This window comes from Enterococcus sp. S22(2020), from assembly GCF_020295385.1.
In the GTDB taxonomy this organism is placed as follows: domain Bacteria; phylum Bacillota; class Bacilli; order Lactobacillales; family Enterococcaceae; genus Enterococcus_L; species Enterococcus_L dunnyi.
On sequence record NZ_JACFUD010000005.1, the window covers coordinates 289426 to 308222 of the forward strand.

At 39.3% G+C, this 18797-nt stretch carries 14 protein-coding genes and 1 riboswitch; of the genes, 9 read left to right on the forward strand and 5 right to left on the reverse strand.

What is annotated here, in order from left to right; genetic code table 11:
• Nucleotides 1–56 precede the first annotated feature (56 nt).
• Nucleotides 57–686 (forward strand): histidine phosphatase family protein, encoded by a 630-nt coding sequence (locus H3T55_RS12515; RefSeq protein WP_225534722.1) that lies wholly within the window; start codon nucleotides 57–59, stop codon nucleotides 684–686.
• A 57-nt stretch (nucleotides 687–743) separates the two neighbouring features.
• A complete protein-coding gene (locus H3T55_RS12520; protein WP_225534723.1) occupies nucleotides 744–1310 on the forward strand; it encodes a TIGR00730 family Rossman fold protein in 567 nt (188 codons plus the stop codon).
• Nucleotides 1311–1367: 57 nt separating this feature from the next.
• Here the strand turns inward: H3T55_RS12520 and H3T55_RS12525 are convergent, their stop codons facing one another.
• The 3 genes from H3T55_RS12525 to H3T55_RS12535 form a co-directional block, all read right to left on the reverse strand.
• The gene (locus H3T55_RS12525; protein ID WP_225534724.1) at nucleotides 1368–4067 is read right to left on the reverse strand and encodes a SpaA isopeptide-forming pilin-related protein; all 2700 of its coding nucleotides are present in this window, start codon (nucleotides 4065–4067) and stop codon (nucleotides 1368–1370) included.
• 202 nt (nucleotides 4068–4269) lie between these two features.
• Nucleotides 4270–5013, reverse strand: a complete 744-nt coding sequence (locus H3T55_RS12530; RefSeq protein WP_087642028.1) for an amino acid ABC transporter ATP-binding protein — start codon at nucleotides 5011–5013, stop codon at nucleotides 4270–4272.
• Between the two features lie 323 nt (nucleotides 5014–5336).
• Nucleotides 5337–6926, reverse strand: coding sequence for an ABC transporter permease subunit (locus H3T55_RS12535; RefSeq protein WP_225534725.1), 1590 nt, complete (start codon nucleotides 6924–6926; stop codon nucleotides 5337–5339).
• A gap of 170 nt (nucleotides 6927–7096) precedes the next feature.
• Nucleotides 7097–7268: riboswitch (Lysine riboswitch) on the reverse strand.
• A 260-nt stretch (nucleotides 7269–7528) separates the two neighbouring features.
• Here H3T55_RS12535 and H3T55_RS12540 point away from each other — a divergent pair.
• Complete coding sequence (locus H3T55_RS12540; RefSeq protein WP_225534726.1) at nucleotides 7529–8893, forward strand: hypothetical protein; 1365 nt, start codon at nucleotides 7529–7531, stop codon at nucleotides 8891–8893.
• 73 nt (nucleotides 8894–8966) lie between these two features.
• Here the strand turns inward: H3T55_RS12540 and H3T55_RS12545 are convergent, their stop codons facing one another.
• Nucleotides 8967–9266 (reverse strand): hypothetical protein, encoded by a 300-nt coding sequence (locus tag H3T55_RS12545; protein ID WP_087642030.1) that lies wholly within the window; start codon nucleotides 9264–9266, stop codon nucleotides 8967–8969.
• 207 nt (nucleotides 9267–9473) lie between these two features.
• Between H3T55_RS12545 and H3T55_RS12550 the strand changes: the two genes are divergently transcribed.
• From H3T55_RS12550 to H3T55_RS12565, 4 genes are all read left to right on the forward strand, one after another.
• Nucleotides 9474–10175, forward strand: coding sequence for an NAD-dependent protein deacylase (locus H3T55_RS12550; RefSeq protein ID WP_225534727.1), 702 nt, complete (start codon nucleotides 9474–9476; stop codon nucleotides 10173–10175).
• A gap of 17 nt (nucleotides 10176–10192) precedes the next feature.
• On the forward strand, nucleotides 10193–11032 hold the full coding sequence (locus H3T55_RS12555; protein WP_225534728.1) for a chorismate mutase: 840 nt from the start codon (nucleotides 10193–10195) through the stop codon (nucleotides 11030–11032).
• A 19-nt stretch (nucleotides 11033–11051) separates the two neighbouring features.
• Nucleotides 11052–11570 (forward strand): transcription repressor NadR, encoded by a 519-nt coding sequence (locus H3T55_RS12560; RefSeq protein WP_225534729.1) that lies wholly within the window; start codon nucleotides 11052–11054, stop codon nucleotides 11568–11570.
• A gap of 162 nt (nucleotides 11571–11732) precedes the next feature.
• Complete coding sequence (locus H3T55_RS12565; protein WP_225534730.1) at nucleotides 11733–13229, forward strand: aldehyde dehydrogenase family protein; 1497 nt, start codon at nucleotides 11733–11735, stop codon at nucleotides 13227–13229.
• Nucleotides 13230–13272: 43 nt separating this feature from the next.
• On the opposite strand, the gene H3T55_RS12570 is transcribed toward H3T55_RS12565, so the two are convergent.
• Nucleotides 13273–14253 (reverse strand): L-lactate dehydrogenase, encoded by a 981-nt coding sequence (locus tag H3T55_RS12570; RefSeq protein WP_087642034.1) that lies wholly within the window; start codon nucleotides 14251–14253, stop codon nucleotides 13273–13275.
• Nucleotides 14254–14627: 374 nt separating this feature from the next.
• On the opposite strand from H3T55_RS12570, the gene pth reads away from it, so the two are divergent.
• Nucleotides 14628–15194: an aminoacyl-tRNA hydrolase gene (gene pth, locus H3T55_RS12575; protein WP_087642035.1), complete on the forward strand. Its 567-nt coding sequence runs from the start codon at nucleotides 14628–14630 to the stop codon at nucleotides 15192–15194.
• Nucleotides 15195–15220: 26 nt separating this feature from the next.
• Entirely contained in the window at nucleotides 15221–18754 is a 3534-nt protein-coding gene (gene mfd, locus H3T55_RS12580; RefSeq protein WP_225534731.1) for a transcription-repair coupling factor, read from the forward strand.
• Nucleotides 18755–18797: the final 43 nt, after the last annotated feature.

Consider the following 18797-nt stretch of genomic DNA (forward strand, 5'->3'; position numbering starts at 1 on the left):
AGCTACTTTTTATAGTATGATAAATGAGCAGTGAAAAATAAATGGAGGGAAGAATAATGACAACCTTTTATTTTGTCAGACATGGAAAAACAGAACTTAATTTGAGTTTACGGTTTCAAGGTGGAGAAATCGATTCACCATTATTACCGATCGGCATCGAGCAGGCAATTCAAGCAGGACGTTATTTGAGTGATGTTCGTTTTGATTTGGCAGCAGTGAGTACACAAAAACGAGCGATGGATACGGCAAATTATATCTTAAAGGAAAATAAGTATTTGGATGGTTTGACCCTCCGCTATCATGATAAATTGAGAGAAATCAAATTTGGCAAACGTGAAGGAGCAGAGATCGATCATACAGATGAGCAGACGTCATATTTACGTCAACGTCCTGATCTATATGATCCATCCAACTTTGGCGGTGAAACGATCGATTCATTAGTGTCACGATCAACTGAGACGATTGAAAAATTAAGTGAAGAATTTCCTGATGGAACGATTTTGATCGTGGCTCATGGCGTTTTGCTGATCACACTGATCAATTCATTGATTGGCAAGCCAAAAGCAAATTGGCGCGAAGGCGGTCCGTTAGCAAACACAAGCATTACAATTATTGAAAAAACAGATCAATACCGTTTGAGGACATTCAATGATATTTCCTATCAAACGAAAATCGAAGAAGCATAGATAGAATGCGTGTAAAAAAGATGAAATAAAAAGTCAATTGGAGCAGGTGAAGATTTTATGAAAAAGATGGCTGTGTATTGTGGCGCCAGTGTAGGGAACAAATCGATTTATGAAGAACGAACAAAAGAATTGGGTCAATGGATGGGCCGGCAAGGGTATGGTCTTGTGTACGGAGGCGGAAATGTCGGTTTGATGGGAATATTGGCAGATGAGGTACTTTCTGCTGGCGGAGAAGCCGTGGGTGTGATGCCGACATTTTTATTGGATCGTGAGTTGGCACATCAAAAGCTTAGCGAAATGCATATTGTGCAAGACATGCATGAGAGAAAACGAAAGATGATCGATTTAGCTGATTGCTATCTAGCATTGCCAGGAGGACCAGGGACATTAGAAGAAATATCTGAAGTTGTTTCATGGGGAAGAGTTGGGGAACATCAGAATCCCTGCATTTTTTTCAATGTGAATGGCTATTATGATCTACTGGCCGCTTTCTTTGATAAGATGGTCGAGGAAGATTTTTTAACAAAAGCAGATCGAGAAAAAATCTTCTTTTCAGATGATCTAGCGGAGATTGGGCAGTTTATTGAGAATTATACGCCGCCCGTTGTTCGCTCATACAAGTAATCAAAAGGCTTCTCATTCCAAATACTGTCCGTATTGGTGTGAGAAGCCTTTTAATTATTATGGTTGGCTACGTTTATTTTTATAATATAGGATGCCCGTAATGCTGATAAGAATAACTCCAATAATCAACAGCCAAGACTGTACGCGTTCACCGGCTTTAGGAATTTGTCCAGTTGATGTTGGTTTATTTTCAGTTGTTGGTTTATTCTCACTTGAACTCGTCGTCGTATCGGTTATCTTTTTATTGACCACTCTATAGGTCCAATTCTCAGGACTTGTCACAATAAGTTCACCATGTGAATTTGGCTCGATCGTCAACTGGATAGGCTCGATCGGCTGATATCCTGCTAACGGTTCGATTTCTACTAATTGATAGTTACCTTCTCTTAGTTGAGTAAATGACACTTGACCATTTTCATCAGATGTTTGAATATCACCTATTTGTTGCCCTTGATTATCTAGAAGTTTGAATCGGACGCCTTTTAATGGCTGATCTTGCTCATCGACCTTTTTAAAAGTGAGATCCATAGTGTTGTTTAGCGTATTGGTCAAGACGATTTTACCGTCTTTTATTTCAGATGCTCCTGTATAGTTTGGATCGACAGCAACTTCAGTTGCAGAATAGTTGAAGTCTTCACCACGATTATTGAATGCAGCTAAAGCGACAGCGCTCGTCTCATTTTTAGGTATGATCGAGTCAAGCTCAGTTTGCCATTGATCAGCATCTTGTTTAGAAGGGCTCAATAGAATAGGCTGACTTTCCTGCCAGGAGTTACCTGTTACGGTCGTTCGTTTTAAAACAAATGAAATAGCATTTGGCCGTAGCCCTAAAGAATCATTATTGTCTAGCCAGTTTTTTTCGATCAGCACTTTTGTTCCTGGTGCTTTAACAGAAGGGATAGGGAAGTCCAATAAGTTATTTGTACTGATCGGATCTAATGTAGTTCGCCCATTTGCTAAATACCAATGTTCTGGAATAAAGGCAGAGGATTCTGTATCGATCCTGATTTGATAAGTGAACGTCAAGCGTTCATCTGTACCCAGATAGAGCCCTGAAAGCGTCAGCTGACCATCGTTTTCACTGACAGCGACCTTATCCAATAAATTTGGTGCATCCACCCAAACGCCAGTACTAACTTTTCTATAGCTCTTCAATGAATAATCAGCAGAGGAAAATTCAGGTCCACTCTTTTGTAGAATGATTTGCTCACCCATCGGGTCCTGGATCGTTCCGTTCATGATGGTTCGATCTACTTTGGTAGCAACCGTTCCTAAGGCATCACCTAACTCAGCTAGATCTTCATCTATGGGAACATATTTGGCTTCACTGCTGGCAATATTTTTATCGACATATTCTCCACGGTCACTAGGTGCTACACCAATGGAGTAAAGATCATAATTATTTAGTTTCAAATCGACAGCGGTACCTAACGTTAAATTAGCAATTTCTTTTGCTGAGGTTAAAGTGGCATTATCGGGATCACCTTCAACAGTTGAAGTACTGCTTGTATAATACAAAGGTGAATCAGTAGCGAAATCACGGTAATAAGTTGCAGCTTTAAATCCATTGTAAGGAGTGATCTGTCCATCATTTGTATACTCAGTCGCATTTTCAGCGGGGAAATACGCTCGATTTGCACTACCGTCACCGATATGGACAATAATTTTTTTCTGTACATTAGGTGTTGTTGAGTTATCCAGTAGATCTTTAGCGGCAATCAGCCCTTTTTGTATAAATGTGCCAGAATGGCTTTTGCTTGTATCTTCTAAAAAATCGATCAGTTCTTCTGTATTATTTGTTAATGGCTGGACATAAGCATCTCTGTTATAAGCAACGATACCCACGTGAACTTTATCCGCGACTAATGCATGATCGATTTGTTCTAAAAATTCTTCTACCCCGTCGATCGTGTTTTCTAATTTCTGTCCATTCATGGTTGAAGAATAGTCGATCACTAAGACTAAATCGATCGGGTTTGGATATTCATTTCCTTTGACATCCAATGTGACATCAAATAATCCTTGTTTTCCAGTTACCTCTTTCACTGTTTTTTTCACGTAGGCTTCATTATTGTAATTTACATAGTTTTCGTCATCAAAATCAGCTTCACTGGTCTGGCCATAAGCATAATTTAATGTATTAATGCCACTTTGTCCCTGATCGTTATTGGTTAGATAGTTGCCGGAAGCGTCTGTATTATAACTGAAATCAATCGTTTCTGGCTGTGGAAAGAGTGCATAGGGAAGTGGTAGATCAGCTTGCGGTTCTAGTGGCAATTGTTCATTTTCAAGTGCGGTCGTTGTCGGTAAGAGCACTTTTTTTGAAAAATCAGGACTACTTATAGATAGATACGTATCTGGTAAAATATTTTCAGCAGGAGCATTTACTGTAAGCTGAAATTCTCCTTGATAGGTAGAGGCAATAGTCAATTGAAGCGTATTGTTTTTAAGAACGGCAGAGCCTATCGTTTGGTTCTGTTTGTCTGTTAGCGGGATCGCCTCATTATCTGGAAATACTAAATCGTTCGAAAATGAGATGACTTGATCGGAGACATCCCCAACTTGTTTCGCTAAATAGAGATGTGCAGATACTTGATTTGTTTCGTTATCTGGATCGATCTGGACATCATTTAGCTCGATCTTTGTTTCTTGATTGTCGATTTCTTGAGCAATTCCTTGGATTGGAAGGATTAGCTGCATGATCATAAGTAAAAACATACTAAAAATAGTTGCGGATCTTAACTGTGTCTTTTTCATAATAGACGCCCCATTTCACTGATCTGTAGATTGTTTCATCTCACATCCATTGTATAGGCAATTACAAAAGTTGTAAAAAAATAAGGGTCGCAAATCTAATTTTATTAGACAAAAATACATAATTATCTAAAAAATAAAAAAACGTTGCCTCAGCTATCGTTCTTCAGCTGAGGCAATGTCTTGATCAATCACGAATAGTAGATCATTGATTTTGTGATAAGATACGGTGTAAAAATTCTTTTGTTCGTTCTTCTTTTGGATGGACAAAAATATCTTCGGCAGTTCCTTCTTCTGCGATGACACCTTTATCCATAAAAATAACACGGTCAGAAACTTCTTTGGCAAAGGCCATTTCGTGCGTCACGATGATCATTGTCAAACCAGTATGAGCAAGATCCTTCATTGTTTTTAAAACTTCTCCGACCATTTCAGGATCCAATGCAGAGGTCGGCTCATCGAATAGCATCACATCAGGATTCATCGATAAGGCACGGGCAATTGCTACACGCTGCTTTTGACCACCGGAAAGCTGTGATGGTTTGGCATCGATGAAACGACCCATACCAACTTTTTCAAGGTTTTCCATCGCAATTTTACGAGCCTCTTCTTTCTCCCGTTTTAAGACAGTGATCTGCCCAGATGTACAGTTTTCTAATACATTCATGTTGTTGAATAAATTGAATGATTGAAAAACCATGCCTAAATGTGTTCGATATTTTGGTAAATTATACCCGCGTTCAAGCACGTTTTCATTGTTATAAATGATTTTTCCGCCGGTAGGCTTTTCTAATAGATTGATGCAACGCAATAAGGTTGATTTTCCCGAACCAGAAGACCCGATGATCGTTACGACTTCTCCTTTGTTGACTGTTACATTGATATCTTTTAACACTTCATTTTCGCCGAAGCTTTTTCGTAAATGCTCAACTTCAATAATTGTACTCATGATATTCCTCCTTAAAATAAGAGCGGAACAAGCCGTTTAGCCTTGACAGAAAAATAGGAAAAAGAAAATGTGGTGCCCTTTACCACGCTTTCTTTTTATCTTTTTTCCGAAAGGCTGGCTTGTATAGCTGGATAATACGAATGATCAACACTTTCTTACGAAAGTCTTGTACTGTTCTACATTAGATCATTTCATTCTCTGTGTTTTACAGCAAGAGCGGAACAAGCTGTTTAGTCTTGCCAGAAAGTAGGGAAAATGGGTTGAGGCACTTTTGCCTCACACTATTTTTATCTTTTTTCCGAAAAGCTGGCTTGAGCAGCTATCTAGCTTTCTTTTACATTTTCTATATCTTCAAGTTTGACATAAGCAGACGGTCCATCCATTTTTTTCTCAACAAAGCGTAGTACACGCGTGATCGCATAAGTCATGATCAAATACATGATCCCGACGATCGTAAATGTTTGGAAAAATTGGAAGTTTGCGCCTGAAGCCGAATTTCCTTGGAAGAATAAGTCAGCTACTCCGATGACACTTAACACAGCTGTATCTTTGATGTTGATCACAAATTCATTCCCTGTAGCAGGTAAGATATTTCGTAATACTTGAGGAACAACTACTTTACGCATGGTTTGCCCATGTGTCATACCGATAGCTTGAGCAGCTTCGAACTGTCCTTGATCGACAGCGAAAATACCGCCACGAACGATTTCTGACATATAAGCACCTGTGTTGATCGAAACGATGAACAAGGCTGCGATCGTTCGATCTAAAGAAATACCAAAGGCTAAAGCTAAACCATAGAAAATGACCATTGCTTGTACCATCATAGGCGTTCCACGGAATACTTCAATATAGATCGAAAGCAGTGCGTTGCCGATCTTTTGGAAAAGGCGGGCAACTTTATTTTCTGATTCTGGAATCGTCCGCACAACACCGATCAATAAACCTAAAGCTGTACCGATGACTGTACCGATCAAAGCGATAAACAATGTCAAGCCCGCACCACGTAAAAACATTCCGCCATATTGGCTCCAAATCGTTTTGAAATCTGTTAAAATACCTGCTTTTTCACTATCACTTGATGCCGCAGCAGGTTGATCCTTAACAGCTTGATCCATGATTTTTGTCCGTTCGTCTGATGAAATATCTGATAAAATTTGATTGACTTTTGCGATTTCAGGATCTTGTTTACGCATACCAACAGCGATCTGAACATCTTCAGGATTTGTTTGGAAGCCGTTCTCTTTTGAGAATTCCAGCATTTTCAAGTCTTTGTTGACGCTTGTAGCAGTCACACCTTCAGGACGTTCGCTGACATAACCGTCGATCATGCCGGAAGCTAGTGCCGTTCTCATAGCAGAGAAGTTATCCATCGCCTGCTGTTTATTTACACCAGGAATTTGATCGATGACACTATAGTGGAAAGTGTTCAATTGAGCAGTGATCTTAGCACCCGTTAAATCTTTTAAGTTTTTGGCATCAGCGTAATTGCCTTTTTTCTGAACAACGACAACTAATTGAGATTCATAATAAGGATCCGTAAAGTCGATTTCTTTTCGGCGTTCAGCAGTCGGACTCATTCCGGCAACGATCGCATCGATTTTTCCAGATTGCAGAGCAGGAGCTAAGCCGTCCCATTTTGTTTGAACAATGACTAATTTTTTGCCAAGTCCATCAGCGATTTTTTTGGCGATCTGGACATCATAACCGCCAGCATAAGAAGAATTTCCTTGAATCGGAACGGCGCCATTGGCATCTGTTTTTTGCGACCAATTAAAAGGTGCATAGCCTGCTTCCATACCAACGCGGAATTCGCCGTTAGCTTCTCCTTGTGCTTGAGTAATTACTGGTGCAAAGAAAAGACTTAAGATAAGTGCGAATAACAGCCCCAGTGAAAATGATTTTTTGTTCATGTGTGTCTTCCTTTCTTGTATCTCGTTGTATTTCTTTTGTCTTCATTTTAAGTTGAAAAGTGACAGAAGAACAGTAATTCCACTTTGGTCAAGTAAAAGATGCTCCTGCTCAAAACAAAAAAGACAGCCGCGCAAATGCACGGCTGCCTAGTATCGTCAGGTACTCTCAACAAAAACATAGCGCAACTTAGCATCACTACTAAGACAGTCCGCAAGTTATTGACTTACGTCCCAACATATAACAGGGAGGCTGTTATACATTTCGGCGATTTTTCCTAGACTTCCTTCAACGTGTCCTCTCACTCAGAAAGCTTAATAAAAACCGCAACCTCTACCTCAAACTGAGGTACTATTTAATTATTAGATTCGAGTATATAGTGTATGTTATTTACTCAAAAAAGTCAATGTTTAGTTCCGTAAAAGAAAGTAAGATAAATAGCGTTTATTACAATAGAAGAAAGTGTGATAAGCTTAGAAGGAGAACACTGTGAATTTTTAGTACAGCAGCACACACGTTTTTTTATGGTAAACTAAAGAATGAAACAATTATTTAAAGGAGTTCATGAAAAAAGGGAGGAATTAGTATTATAAAATTCAAGAAAATGACGAAGACAGCTGTAATACTGCCTTTGTTACTTTTTACTTTGACATTTATTTATGGCGCACTGAAATTTGATTTTTCTGGTAATACACCGAACGAATCATATGGATTGCTATATTCATTTTTTGTATTACCAGTGGTTTTTATCGTTTATGTCATAGTATTCATCATCAATGTGTTGGTTTTATGTAAATTCTTAAAAGGGTTTAAGAAAAAGGAAAAGCAAGTCCAGTTCTTGATCAGTACCTATGGCACGTCGTTGCTCTTAGGAAGTCTGATTTTTATTCGTATGGGTTATTCTGCACTGATTCCGTACATAACATTTTTTGCACCAGGAACCATAGGCGTATGCTTGACGGCTGTCAGTATCGCAATATTTGGTTGGTTAGTTGTTGATAAATCCACAGAGGATATAACTGGAAATCTACAAAAATTCGAGACAAAGGCAATCATTGCTGGAATATTCCTTCCCACATTAGTGATCGTACTAACTGTTGGTACTAAAATAGGCACTTTGACCCTTGCACAAGAAAATCGATATGAAGAGTATAGAAAAGCGATTGAGCAAAAGCTACACGCTACGGGAACTATAGGAGACGTAAAAATCATCAAAGCATATGATTCTTCTGGAAAATCCAATAGAGTTCAATTGAATTATACACTGACACAAGAAGGTATTACTGTATATGGTAAGGGCTTTTTACAGCGTTCGGATCAAAAAAGTGAGTGGGTGCTAGAGAATAGTAGTTTAACAACATACGATAAATCTATAGAAACGATTTTACAAGTACCTGCGCATTCTAAAGAAGCAAAAGCATTTCTTGATACCTTTAAACAAGAGGTAGAGAAAAGTATCAAAAAAAGCAAACTAACCGATAAAATCGGAGTAGATATGCCTCTTGAGAAAAATGAAATTCGAACAGCTTATGACTTACCTTATTTAGCATTAAATTACGAACAGGATTTAAGTGCAATCCGCCAGCTAGCAGAAAAAAATGCGCGCTCGTCAGATAAAAAGAAGGCAGCTTTTGGCGGTTATTCCGCGCTATCTATAAAGCAATTGATGAATACTCATACAATCATTGCAAACATGCCGATCCAATACCCTTATGTCGAAGGCAGTGATTTTGACGAACGAAAATCCAATGCGGCATTATATCAAGCCTTGGTCATAAAAAATTTAGATTATTCGAAGCTGCTGGATGGTTATTATGAAATTTCGGTAGATGAGCAAAAGTCTAGATCGATCATCAGCATAAAGAATCAACGATTGGATGGAACGCTTGATGTTATGAGTATGTCGATGCTGGAAAACCCAACAGATGATTTAGGGAGTTTTAGTTCTTCTGACTATATGGAATGGTAAAGAAAAATGTAACTAAAAAAAGATGCTGGGATCGAAAAGACCCCAGCATCTTTTAATATTCAACGTAATAAAATTAAGCTTTTACTGCTTCTTTCGGTTCGCGGCCTAAAATAGCTTGTAGGACCGTTAAGACACCATATGAAGCTAAAATTGTGTAAATCAAGCTTGAATAAGTTGTAATATCGAAATCCCACGTTTTGTAAATGACTAAAACAATAGCTAAAACAATACCAGCAAGAACATTAAAGAATGCGAAAGCCCATAGGTTTCCATTTTCTTTACGAGAAAGATAGAAGATAGAGAACCATAAACTTAAAACGCCCCAGGCGATGCAAACTAAAATAGCTGCCCAATAAATAATAAATGCTACCACGAAGTTTCACCTCACTTTTATACATAGAGTATTCTATCACGTTCTATTTTGTTTGTCATGAAAAGATGGTGAAAAACCAAACATTTTCATTGCTTATTTTCAAGGTATGAATGAATATGTGGTAGAAAATGAAAAGCAATTGTTTTTTTGATTATTTTCTATTTTCCGTTCGTTTACGTTATAATAAACTCATTAGGAGATGAGGGAATGGAAACGATCGACCAAAAGCAAGCATTGCATTTGATCAAAGAAGGGAAAAAGATTACTTTTTTGACGGGAGCAGGTATTTCTACACCATCGGGCATACCGGATTATCGTTCTTTGGCAGGCGTTTATCAAGGAATTGAACAGCCTGAATATTTATTGAGTGTTACTTGCTTAGAAGAAGAACCACAAAAATTTTATGACTTTATCCAAACCTTGTATCATCCAAATGCACGACCGAACATGATCCATTCAAAAATCGCAGCTTTAGAAAAGATAAAAGAGACTTGGGTCATTTCTCAAAATATAGACGGCTTGCATAAAGCGGCAGGTAGTCATAATCTTGTCGATTTTCATGGCAGTTTATACGACTGCTATTGTCAAACGTGCGGACAAAAAGTTTCATCTGGAGAATATTTAACTTCTGATAAGCATTTAGCGTGCGGCGGGCAGCTTCGGCCAGGAATCGTTTTATATGAAGAAGGCTTGGATCAACAAACGATCACAGCAGCGATCAAAGCTGTTGAGCAGGCAGATCTAGTTGTGATCGTCGGAACAAGTTTTCAAGTGCATCCCTTTTGCGATTTGATTCATTATGCATCAGAAGAAGCAGTTATTTTAGTCATTAATCAAACAACGATCCAGTTGAATAGACATGCTTATTTTTTAAAGGAAAAAGCAGAAATTATTTTTGAAAATATATAAAATAAAGGAGTTTTAAAATGGAAGAAATCAAAACAGAACGTCAAAAAATGATCGATGGTGAGCTTTATTTTTCTGCAGATCCAGAATTGATCACGGCCAGAAAATTCGCTAGAGAACAAATGAAACTGATCAATAATGAAGAAGATCGTTTGACTCGTCGTCAGTTAGTGGAGGAAACATTTGGATCAACGGGCACAGGCAGTTACATTGAGCCTACGATCAATTTTGACTATGGTTTCAATATTCACGTAGGGAAAAATTTCTATGCCAATTTCAATAGTATTTTCTTAGATGTTTGCCCGATCACGATTGGTGATAATTGCATGTTTGGACCAAATGCACAACTATATACTGCGACTCATCCACTGCATCCAGTAAAGAGAAATAGCGGATTGGAATTTGGCAAACCGATTACTTTGGGTAATAATGTTTGGTTGGGTGGAGGTGTTGTGATCACACCGGGCGTAACCTTAGGGGATAATGTGGTTGTTGCTGCTGGTTCGGTCGTGACAAAATCATTCCCGGCAAATTGTGTGATTGGCGGCAATCCGGCAAAAATCATCAAAGAAATTGATTTAGAAGAAAAGAATACATCGTTAGCTAGTCAACGAAATAAGATCGACGCGCTTGATAAAAAGATCGTTGCGCTGCTGGAAGAGCGAATGGATGCTGTGACATCGATCGTTGAAATCAAAAAGACTACGGACAAAGAAATTCTTGATCCTTCTAGAGAAAAAGAAGTACTAGAAAAAATAGTCGGTTATGTGACAAACGACAGCTATAAAGAAGTGTTGATAGAAACCTATCAGGGAATCATGGATGCATCGAAGCATTTTCAACAACAACAGTTGGACTAATGTGGCAGGAGGAAAATAAATGGATGGGATCAAAAGGCGGGAACTGATTTTACAGACGCTAACGACAGCTGAAAAACCAGTAAGCGCCAGCCGTTTTGCAAAAGATTTTAATGTCAGTCGTCAAATCATTGTTGGAGATGTTGCCCTTTTGAGAGCTGCAGGACAAGAGATCATTGCAACTGCGCGCGGCTATTTACTGGAAACGACCCAAGATAAAAAAGGAATATGGCGTAAGATCGCTTGCCAGCATGCCCCTGAAAAAACGGCAGAAGAATTATCGATCATTGTCGCATGCGGTGGAGAAATCGTTGATGTGGTGGTTGAGCATCCTATTTATGGTGAGCTGACTGGCGGATTGCATATTCGTACAGAAAAAGAAATTCGATCATTCATGAAAATGTATGAGAACAGCAATGCTTCATTGTTATCAGAGTTGACTGAAGGTGTTCATTTGCACACGATTCATTGTGCGGATGAAGAAATGCTGGTGCGGATCAAAGAAGCATTGTCTGAAAAAGGAATTTTATATGAAAATTAGCGAGTGCTAAAAAAGACGGTCTGAATTGAGGCTGTCTTTTTTTTAGGTATACCGATTATTTTTTAGATAAAATCAAAAAAAGATTGAAAAGTCTATTTACTTTTTAATTTTTAGATATATAATAAAATGTAAGCGCTATCTAAAATAAGGAGTGATTTAAAATTGAGTAGACCAATTGATGTTCGTAATGCGGTGGATGAAGCGTACCAGCTGTATATTGACGGTAAATGGACGCAGGGCTCAGGTAGTCAAACAATCTCTAGTTATAACCCAAGTAATGGCGAGAAACTGGCTGATTTTGTTGATGCTACTCATGAAGATGTTGATCAGGCAGTCGCAGCGGCACAAAAAGCTTTTGAAACATGGAAAGAGGTCGATGTAGCGACCCGCAGTCACTTGTTGTTAGAAATTGCTGATTTAATCGATGAAAATAAAGAGCACTTAGCATTAGTTGAAACGTTAGATAATGGGAAACCCCTTCGCGAAACAATGACGATCGATGTTCCGGCGACAGCGGATCATTTTCGCTATTTTGCTGGAGTGATCCGTGGTGAAGAAGGTACTGTGAAAGATTTTGATGCAGATACATTATCACTGGTCATTAAAGAGCCGATCGGTGTAGTAGGGCAGATCATTCCTTGGAATTTTCCGTTGTTGATGGGCGCTTGGAAACTAGCACCAGCACTTGCAGCAGGAAATACAGTCGTTATCCATCCTTCTTCCACAACTTCCTTAAGTTTGTTGGAATTATTTAAACTGCTCGATAAAGTATTGCCAAAAGGGGTGGTCAATTTAATCACAGGTCGTGGGTCGGATTCTGGAAACTACATGCTCGAGCATGTAGGCTTTGATAAGTTGGCGTTCACAGGCTCGACAGAGGTTGGCTATACTGTAGCAAAAGCGGCGGCTGAAAAGTTGATTCCGGCAACGCTTGAGCTGGGTGGTAAATCAGCCAATATCATCTTTGATGATGCGAATTGGGAGCGGGCCTTAGAAGGTGTTCAATTAGGGATCTTGTTCAATCAGGGTCAGGTATGCTGCGCTGGTTCTCGTGTCTTTGTCCAAGAAGGAATTTACGATCGATTTGTAGCTGCGCTAAAAGAAAAATTTGAAACGATTAAAGTCGGTTTGCCATGGGAAGACGGCGTTCAAATGGGTGCTCAAATCAATGAAAAACAATTAAAAGGGATTTTAGAGTATGTAGAAATCGGGACTAAAGAAGGCGCGAAGTTGGTTACAGGCGGCTATAAGATTACTGAGAATGGATTAGATAAAGGTGCGTTTTTAGCACCAACTTTATTAGCAGATGCAGATAATACTATGTGTATTGCGCAAGAGGAAATTTTTGGTCCTGTTGCTACAGTGATGAAATTCAAAACAGAAGAGGAAGTCATCGCATTGGCCAATCAATCAGATTATGGTCTTGGTGGTGCTGTATTCTCTCAAAATATCAATACAGCGATTCGTGTTGCCCGCAAAGTGAGAACAGGCCGGATGTGGGTCAATACGTATAATCAATTACCAGCAGGTGCCCCATTTGGCGGCTATAAGAAATCTGGGATCGGTCGTGAAACACACAAATCGATGTTGGATGCGTATACGCAAATGAAAAATATTTACATTGTGACAAAAGAAGAGCCGGATGGGTTATATAACTAAACAAAAAAACATCGCAGTTTTACTCACTGCGATGTTTTTTGAATTAATTATTTTCAGCTTCGAATTTTTCAAATGCAGATTTGATCACGTCTTTTAATGCATTTGCGGAAGCGTTCATCCGATCCATTTCAGAATCTGTCAATGGGATTTCAATGACTTGTTTGATTCCTTGGCGGTTGATGACTGCTGGTGCACCGATATAAATATCGTTTTGTCCATATTCACCATCTAAGTAAACAGAAAGTGGGAAAACAGAATCTTCATCATCTAAGATCGCTTTTGTGATACGAGCTAAAGCAGCAGCGATCCCGTAGAATGTTGCGCCTTTTTTCTCGATGATCGAATAAGCAGCGTCCCGTACATTGAAGAATAAGTTGACCATAGCTTCTTCATCCGTATCAGGATTATTTTTGACCCATTCATAAATTTGTAGACCAGCGACATTCGCATGAGACCAAACTGGAAATTCAGTATCCCCGTGTTCTCCTAAAATGTAAGCATGGACGTTACGGGCATCAACATCGACTAATTCAGCGATTGCTTGACGGAAACGTGCAGAGTCTAAAGAGGTCCCAGAACCAATAACGCGTTCTTTTGGAAATCCTGAGAATTTCCATGTAGAATAAGTTAAAATATCAACTGGGTTTGCGGCAACTAAGAAAATTCCGCTAAAACCAGAATCAACGATCGATGTCACGATTTGTTTATTGATTTTTAAGTTTTTGTGGACTAGATCGATTCTTGTTTCGCCAGGTTTTTGAGCGGCACCTGCAGTTAATACAACAAGGTCAGCGTCATGACAATCGTCATAAGTAGCGGCATAAATTTTCTTAGGAGAAGTAAATGCCAAGGCGTGAGATAAATCAGCAGCATCTCCTTCAGTTTTCTTTGTATCTATATCTATAATTCCAACTTCTTGTGCAATGTTTTGTGTGACTAAGGCAAATGCGTAACTAGATCCGACAGCGCCATCTCCAACTAAAATTACTTTTTGATGATCTTTATTTCCTGCTGCTGCAGTCATGTGTACCATTCCTTTCTGTTAATTGTTTTAACACGTTGATAATACCACCGTTTGTGATGTTTGTCACGTTTTTTGTTTGTATTTATTAATACAGTTTTTAAGGGTGTTTCATAAGAAAACTCTTTCATGTGCGGTATTTCACTATTTATGTTTTTAAAAGTTTTTTTCATGTAAAAAGAAAGAGCGCTCTCTTACGAATTTTTTAAACATTTAAAAAGGTAGGCTGTAGGCTGTTTTATGGTATAATTGTAAAAAAACTGGGCAGAAGATTTTCCTGCCTGGGTATTTTGTGTTGAACAATATAAAAATGAGGAAAGAGAAATTTGTGAAGAACGTTCTCTTTTAGTCCTTTTAAAATGAAGGAGAAATAGATAATGAAAATGATCGTTGGGTTAGGTAATCCAGGAAGTAAGTATCAAGAAACAAAACATAATATTGGCTTTATAACGATAGATGAAATTGCACATCGTTACAATGCAACTTTTAATAAAAGCCAGTTTGAAGCAGATATTGCGCAGTTTTTTATCGGCACGGAGAAAATCATGCTGGTCAAGCCTCTGACCTTCATGAATGAATCAGGTCGTTCAGTAGGTCCGTTGATGACTTATTACGGCGTGGCTGATGAAGAGTTGATCGTTATTTATGATGATTTGGATTTAGCAGTCGGCAAAATTCGATTGCGCGAAAAAGGCGGGGCCGGTGGGCATAATGGAATAAAAAGTTTGATTGCTCATCTAGGGACAAATGTGTTTCCAAGAATCAAGGTAGGGATCGGTCGCCCGCTTGGAAATACACCGGTCGTACATCATGTGTTGAGCGGCTTTCCTAAAGAGCAGCACGAAGAGATTTTATTAGCTGTGAAAACTGCAGCGGATGCAGCGATCTATGCCAGCGAAGGGCATACATTTGTTGATACAATGAATCATTTTAACGGCAAATAAATTATAGAAGAAGGAGGTCGCTTGACGTGAATATCATCGAACGAATCGGTTCAAGTCCACTGGTTCAGGAATGGCAGCAACAATTAGCAGGAAGCAACCGTCAACTAATCACAGGGTTAGCGGGTTCTGCTAAAACACTGATCATGACTAGCGCATTTAAACAAAAAAAGAAAAAAATCGTCGTTGCGGTCCCTAATCTTTATTATGGCAACCAGTTGGTGGAAGATTTTCGTAATGTATTATCGGATGAAGAAGTCTATTTGTTTCCAGTAGATGAAGTGTTATCCGCTGAGATGGCTTTTTCATCGCCGGAAGCGAGAGCAGAACGAGTGGCTGCTCTTAATTTCTTATTGACAGAAAAAGCTGGGATCATTGTGGTTCCAGTGGCAGGATTAAGGAAATACTTGCCTAGCAAACAGACCTGGGAACAAGCTCAGCTGCATTGGGAAATCGGCGGTGAGATCGAGCTGGACACATTAGCGCAGCAGTTAGTCCTGATGGGGTATGAGCGGCAGTCTTTAGTTGGAAAGCCGGGAGATTTTAGTATTCGCGGCAGTATCGTAGATGTCTACCCATTGAATGCAGAATATCCTGTTCGAGCGGAATTATTTGATATTGAAATCGATTCGCTTCGTCAGTTTGAAGCTGACACTCAGCGCTCAGTTGGAGCGATCGAATCTGTTACATTGTCCCCAATGACAGATATGATTTTCTCTCAAAAAGATTTAGCTTATGGAGAAAAGCAGTTGAGTAAGGCTTTAGAAAAAAGAGTTGCGGTTGCCAAAGAAGCAACAGAAAGAGGCTTTTTAACCGATTATTTTGGTCAGTTGGCAACTTCTTGGAGTCAAGGGATCCCTACAGAGACTGCTCATTATTATACAGACTTCTTATATGAAGAAAAAAACACCTTATTGGATTATTTGTCTGAAGACAGTTTGATTTTTGTTGATGATTATGCACGTATTTTAGAAGCAGAACGTGAAATCATTCGAGAAGAAAATGAATGGCACGTTCTTAAATTGGAAGAAATGCGTGTTTTTCCAGAACAAACTTTTGGTGTAGATTTCCATGAACAAATTCGCAAAATGTCCTTTTCAGCCACTTTCTTTTCGCTGTTTCAAAAAGGAATGGGGAATCTTCGCTTCCAAGCGATCCATAATTTTCAGTATCGTTCGATGCAGCAGTTTTTCGGACAAATGCCTTTATTGAAAACTGAAATGGATCGTTGGCAAAAACAAGATCAGACGGTCATTGTTTTTGTGCCTACGAAAGAACGCAGTCAAAAAGTGGAAGAGCTGTTTCGGGATTTTGATATCTCGAGTGTCACAGCTTCACCGAATAAATTGCTTGAAGGGAAAATTCAAATCGTTGAAGGCGCATTGCAAACTGGGTTTGAATTACCTGTTGAAAAAATCGTCGCAATCACAGAAAAAGAAATCTTCCATACAACTACGAAAAAAAGAGCGCGCCGCCAAACGGTTTCTAATGCGGAACGCTTAAAAAGCTATAGTGATTTAAAAAACGGTGACTATGTCGTTCATGCAAATCATGGGATCGGTAAGTACATCGGTATGCAGACATTAGAAGTCGACGGTGTCCATCAAGACTACATTACGATTCTATACCAAAATGATGACAAGCTTTTTATACCAGTCACGCAACTGAATTTGATTCAAAAATTCGTTGCTTCAGAAGCAAAGTCACCTAAAGTAAATAAACTAGGCGGCAGCGAATGGAGTAAAACCAAGCGCAAGGTTTCTTCAAAAATCGAAGATATCGCGGATGATCTGATTCAGCTTTATGCATCCAGAGAATCTGAAAAAGGCTATGCTTTTCCACCAGATGATGCTTACCAGAAAGAATTTGAAGATGCTTTTCCATATAGTGAAACAGATGATCAGCTTCGTAGTACGGCAGAAATCAAACATGATATGGAACGGTCACGCCCGATGGATCGCTTATTAGTGGGAGATGTTGGTTATGGAAAAACAGAGGTGGCTTTAAGAGCGGCATTCAAAGCAATCAATAATAATAAACAAGTCGCCTTTTTAGTGCCGACGACCATTTTAGCACAACAGCATTATGAAACAATGCTGGATCGTTTTGAAGGATTCCCAGTTGAAGTTGGGCTGCTCAGCCGCTTCAGAACGAAGAAGCAGCAAAATGAAACCATTGAAAAAATCAAGCATGGGCAAGTGGATATCGTTGTTGGAACGCATCGATTGCTTTCACAGGATGTGAATTTTAGTGATCTGGGATTATTAGTGATCGATGAAGAGCAGCGGTTTGGGGTCAAACACAAAGAGCGGCTAAAACAATTACGGGCGCAGGTCGATGTATTGACCCTAACAGCTACACCGATCCCTCGTACTTTGCATATGTCTATGTTGGGCGTTCGGGACCTTTCTGTCATCGAAACACCACCTGAAAACCGCTATCCGATCCAGACTTATGTGATGGAAAGCAATCCAGGGGCGATCAGAGAAGCCATTGAGCGGGAAATGGCAAGAGACGGTCAAGTATTTTATCTATATAACCGCGTAGATACGATCGAACAAAAAGTCGAGGAAATCCAAGCGCTAGTTCCAGAAGCAAGAATTGCTTATGCCCATGGCCAGATGACCGAAGTTCAGCTGGAGAACACTTTGTTCGATTTTATCGAGCGGCAATATGATGTTCTGGTCACAACAACGATCATTGAAACCGGGGTAGATATTCCTAATGCCAATACATTATTTGTTGAAAATGCAGACTATATGGGCTTGTCGACATTGTATCAATTACGTGGCCGAGTTGGCCGTAGTAATCGTGTGGCATATGCTTATTTTATGTATGAACAGCAAAAAATTCTAAATGAAGTCAGTGAAAAGCGCTTAGAAGCGATCAAAGACTTTACGGAGTTAGGTTCAGGATTTAAAATCGCAATGCGCGATTTGTCGATTCGAGGGGCTGGGAACTTACTTGGCGCACAACAACATGGCTTTATCGACTCGGTCGGTTTTGACATGTACTCACAAATGCTATCAGAAGCTGTTGCCCGTAAACAAGGAAAAAATATTCAGGATCAAAAGACAACAGTGGAAATCGATCTTGGGATCGATGCCTATTTACCGACATCCTATATCTCAGACGAACGTCAAAAAATCGAAATTTACAAACGAATCCGCCAGTTGGAAAATATGGATATGTACGATGAATTGGAAGCAGACCTTCTTGACCGATTTGGTGAATATCCTGATGAGGTGGCGCATTTATTGACGACTGGACAAATAAAAATGGATGGCGATCGTGCATTGCTTGAAACGATTCGCAAGCGTAAACAAGAGATTGTATTCACTTTAAGTAAAGTCGGAACAAAGACCTATAGTGTAGAACAGATTTTTGAAGCGTTATCTGAAACACAGCTAAAAGCAGATTTAGCTGTAGACAATGAAAAGATGACGATCAGGCTGAAAGTGCCGAGAGATATGAAAGAAGCAGCATGGCTGCAAGAAGTAGCATCGTTTACCACTGCTTTAAGACAAGAAAAATACAAAACAAGTGCAGTGGAGGCTGAGTGAAAATAGCTGAGAACGATGGAACGGGTTCGGCTTTTAGATTTAT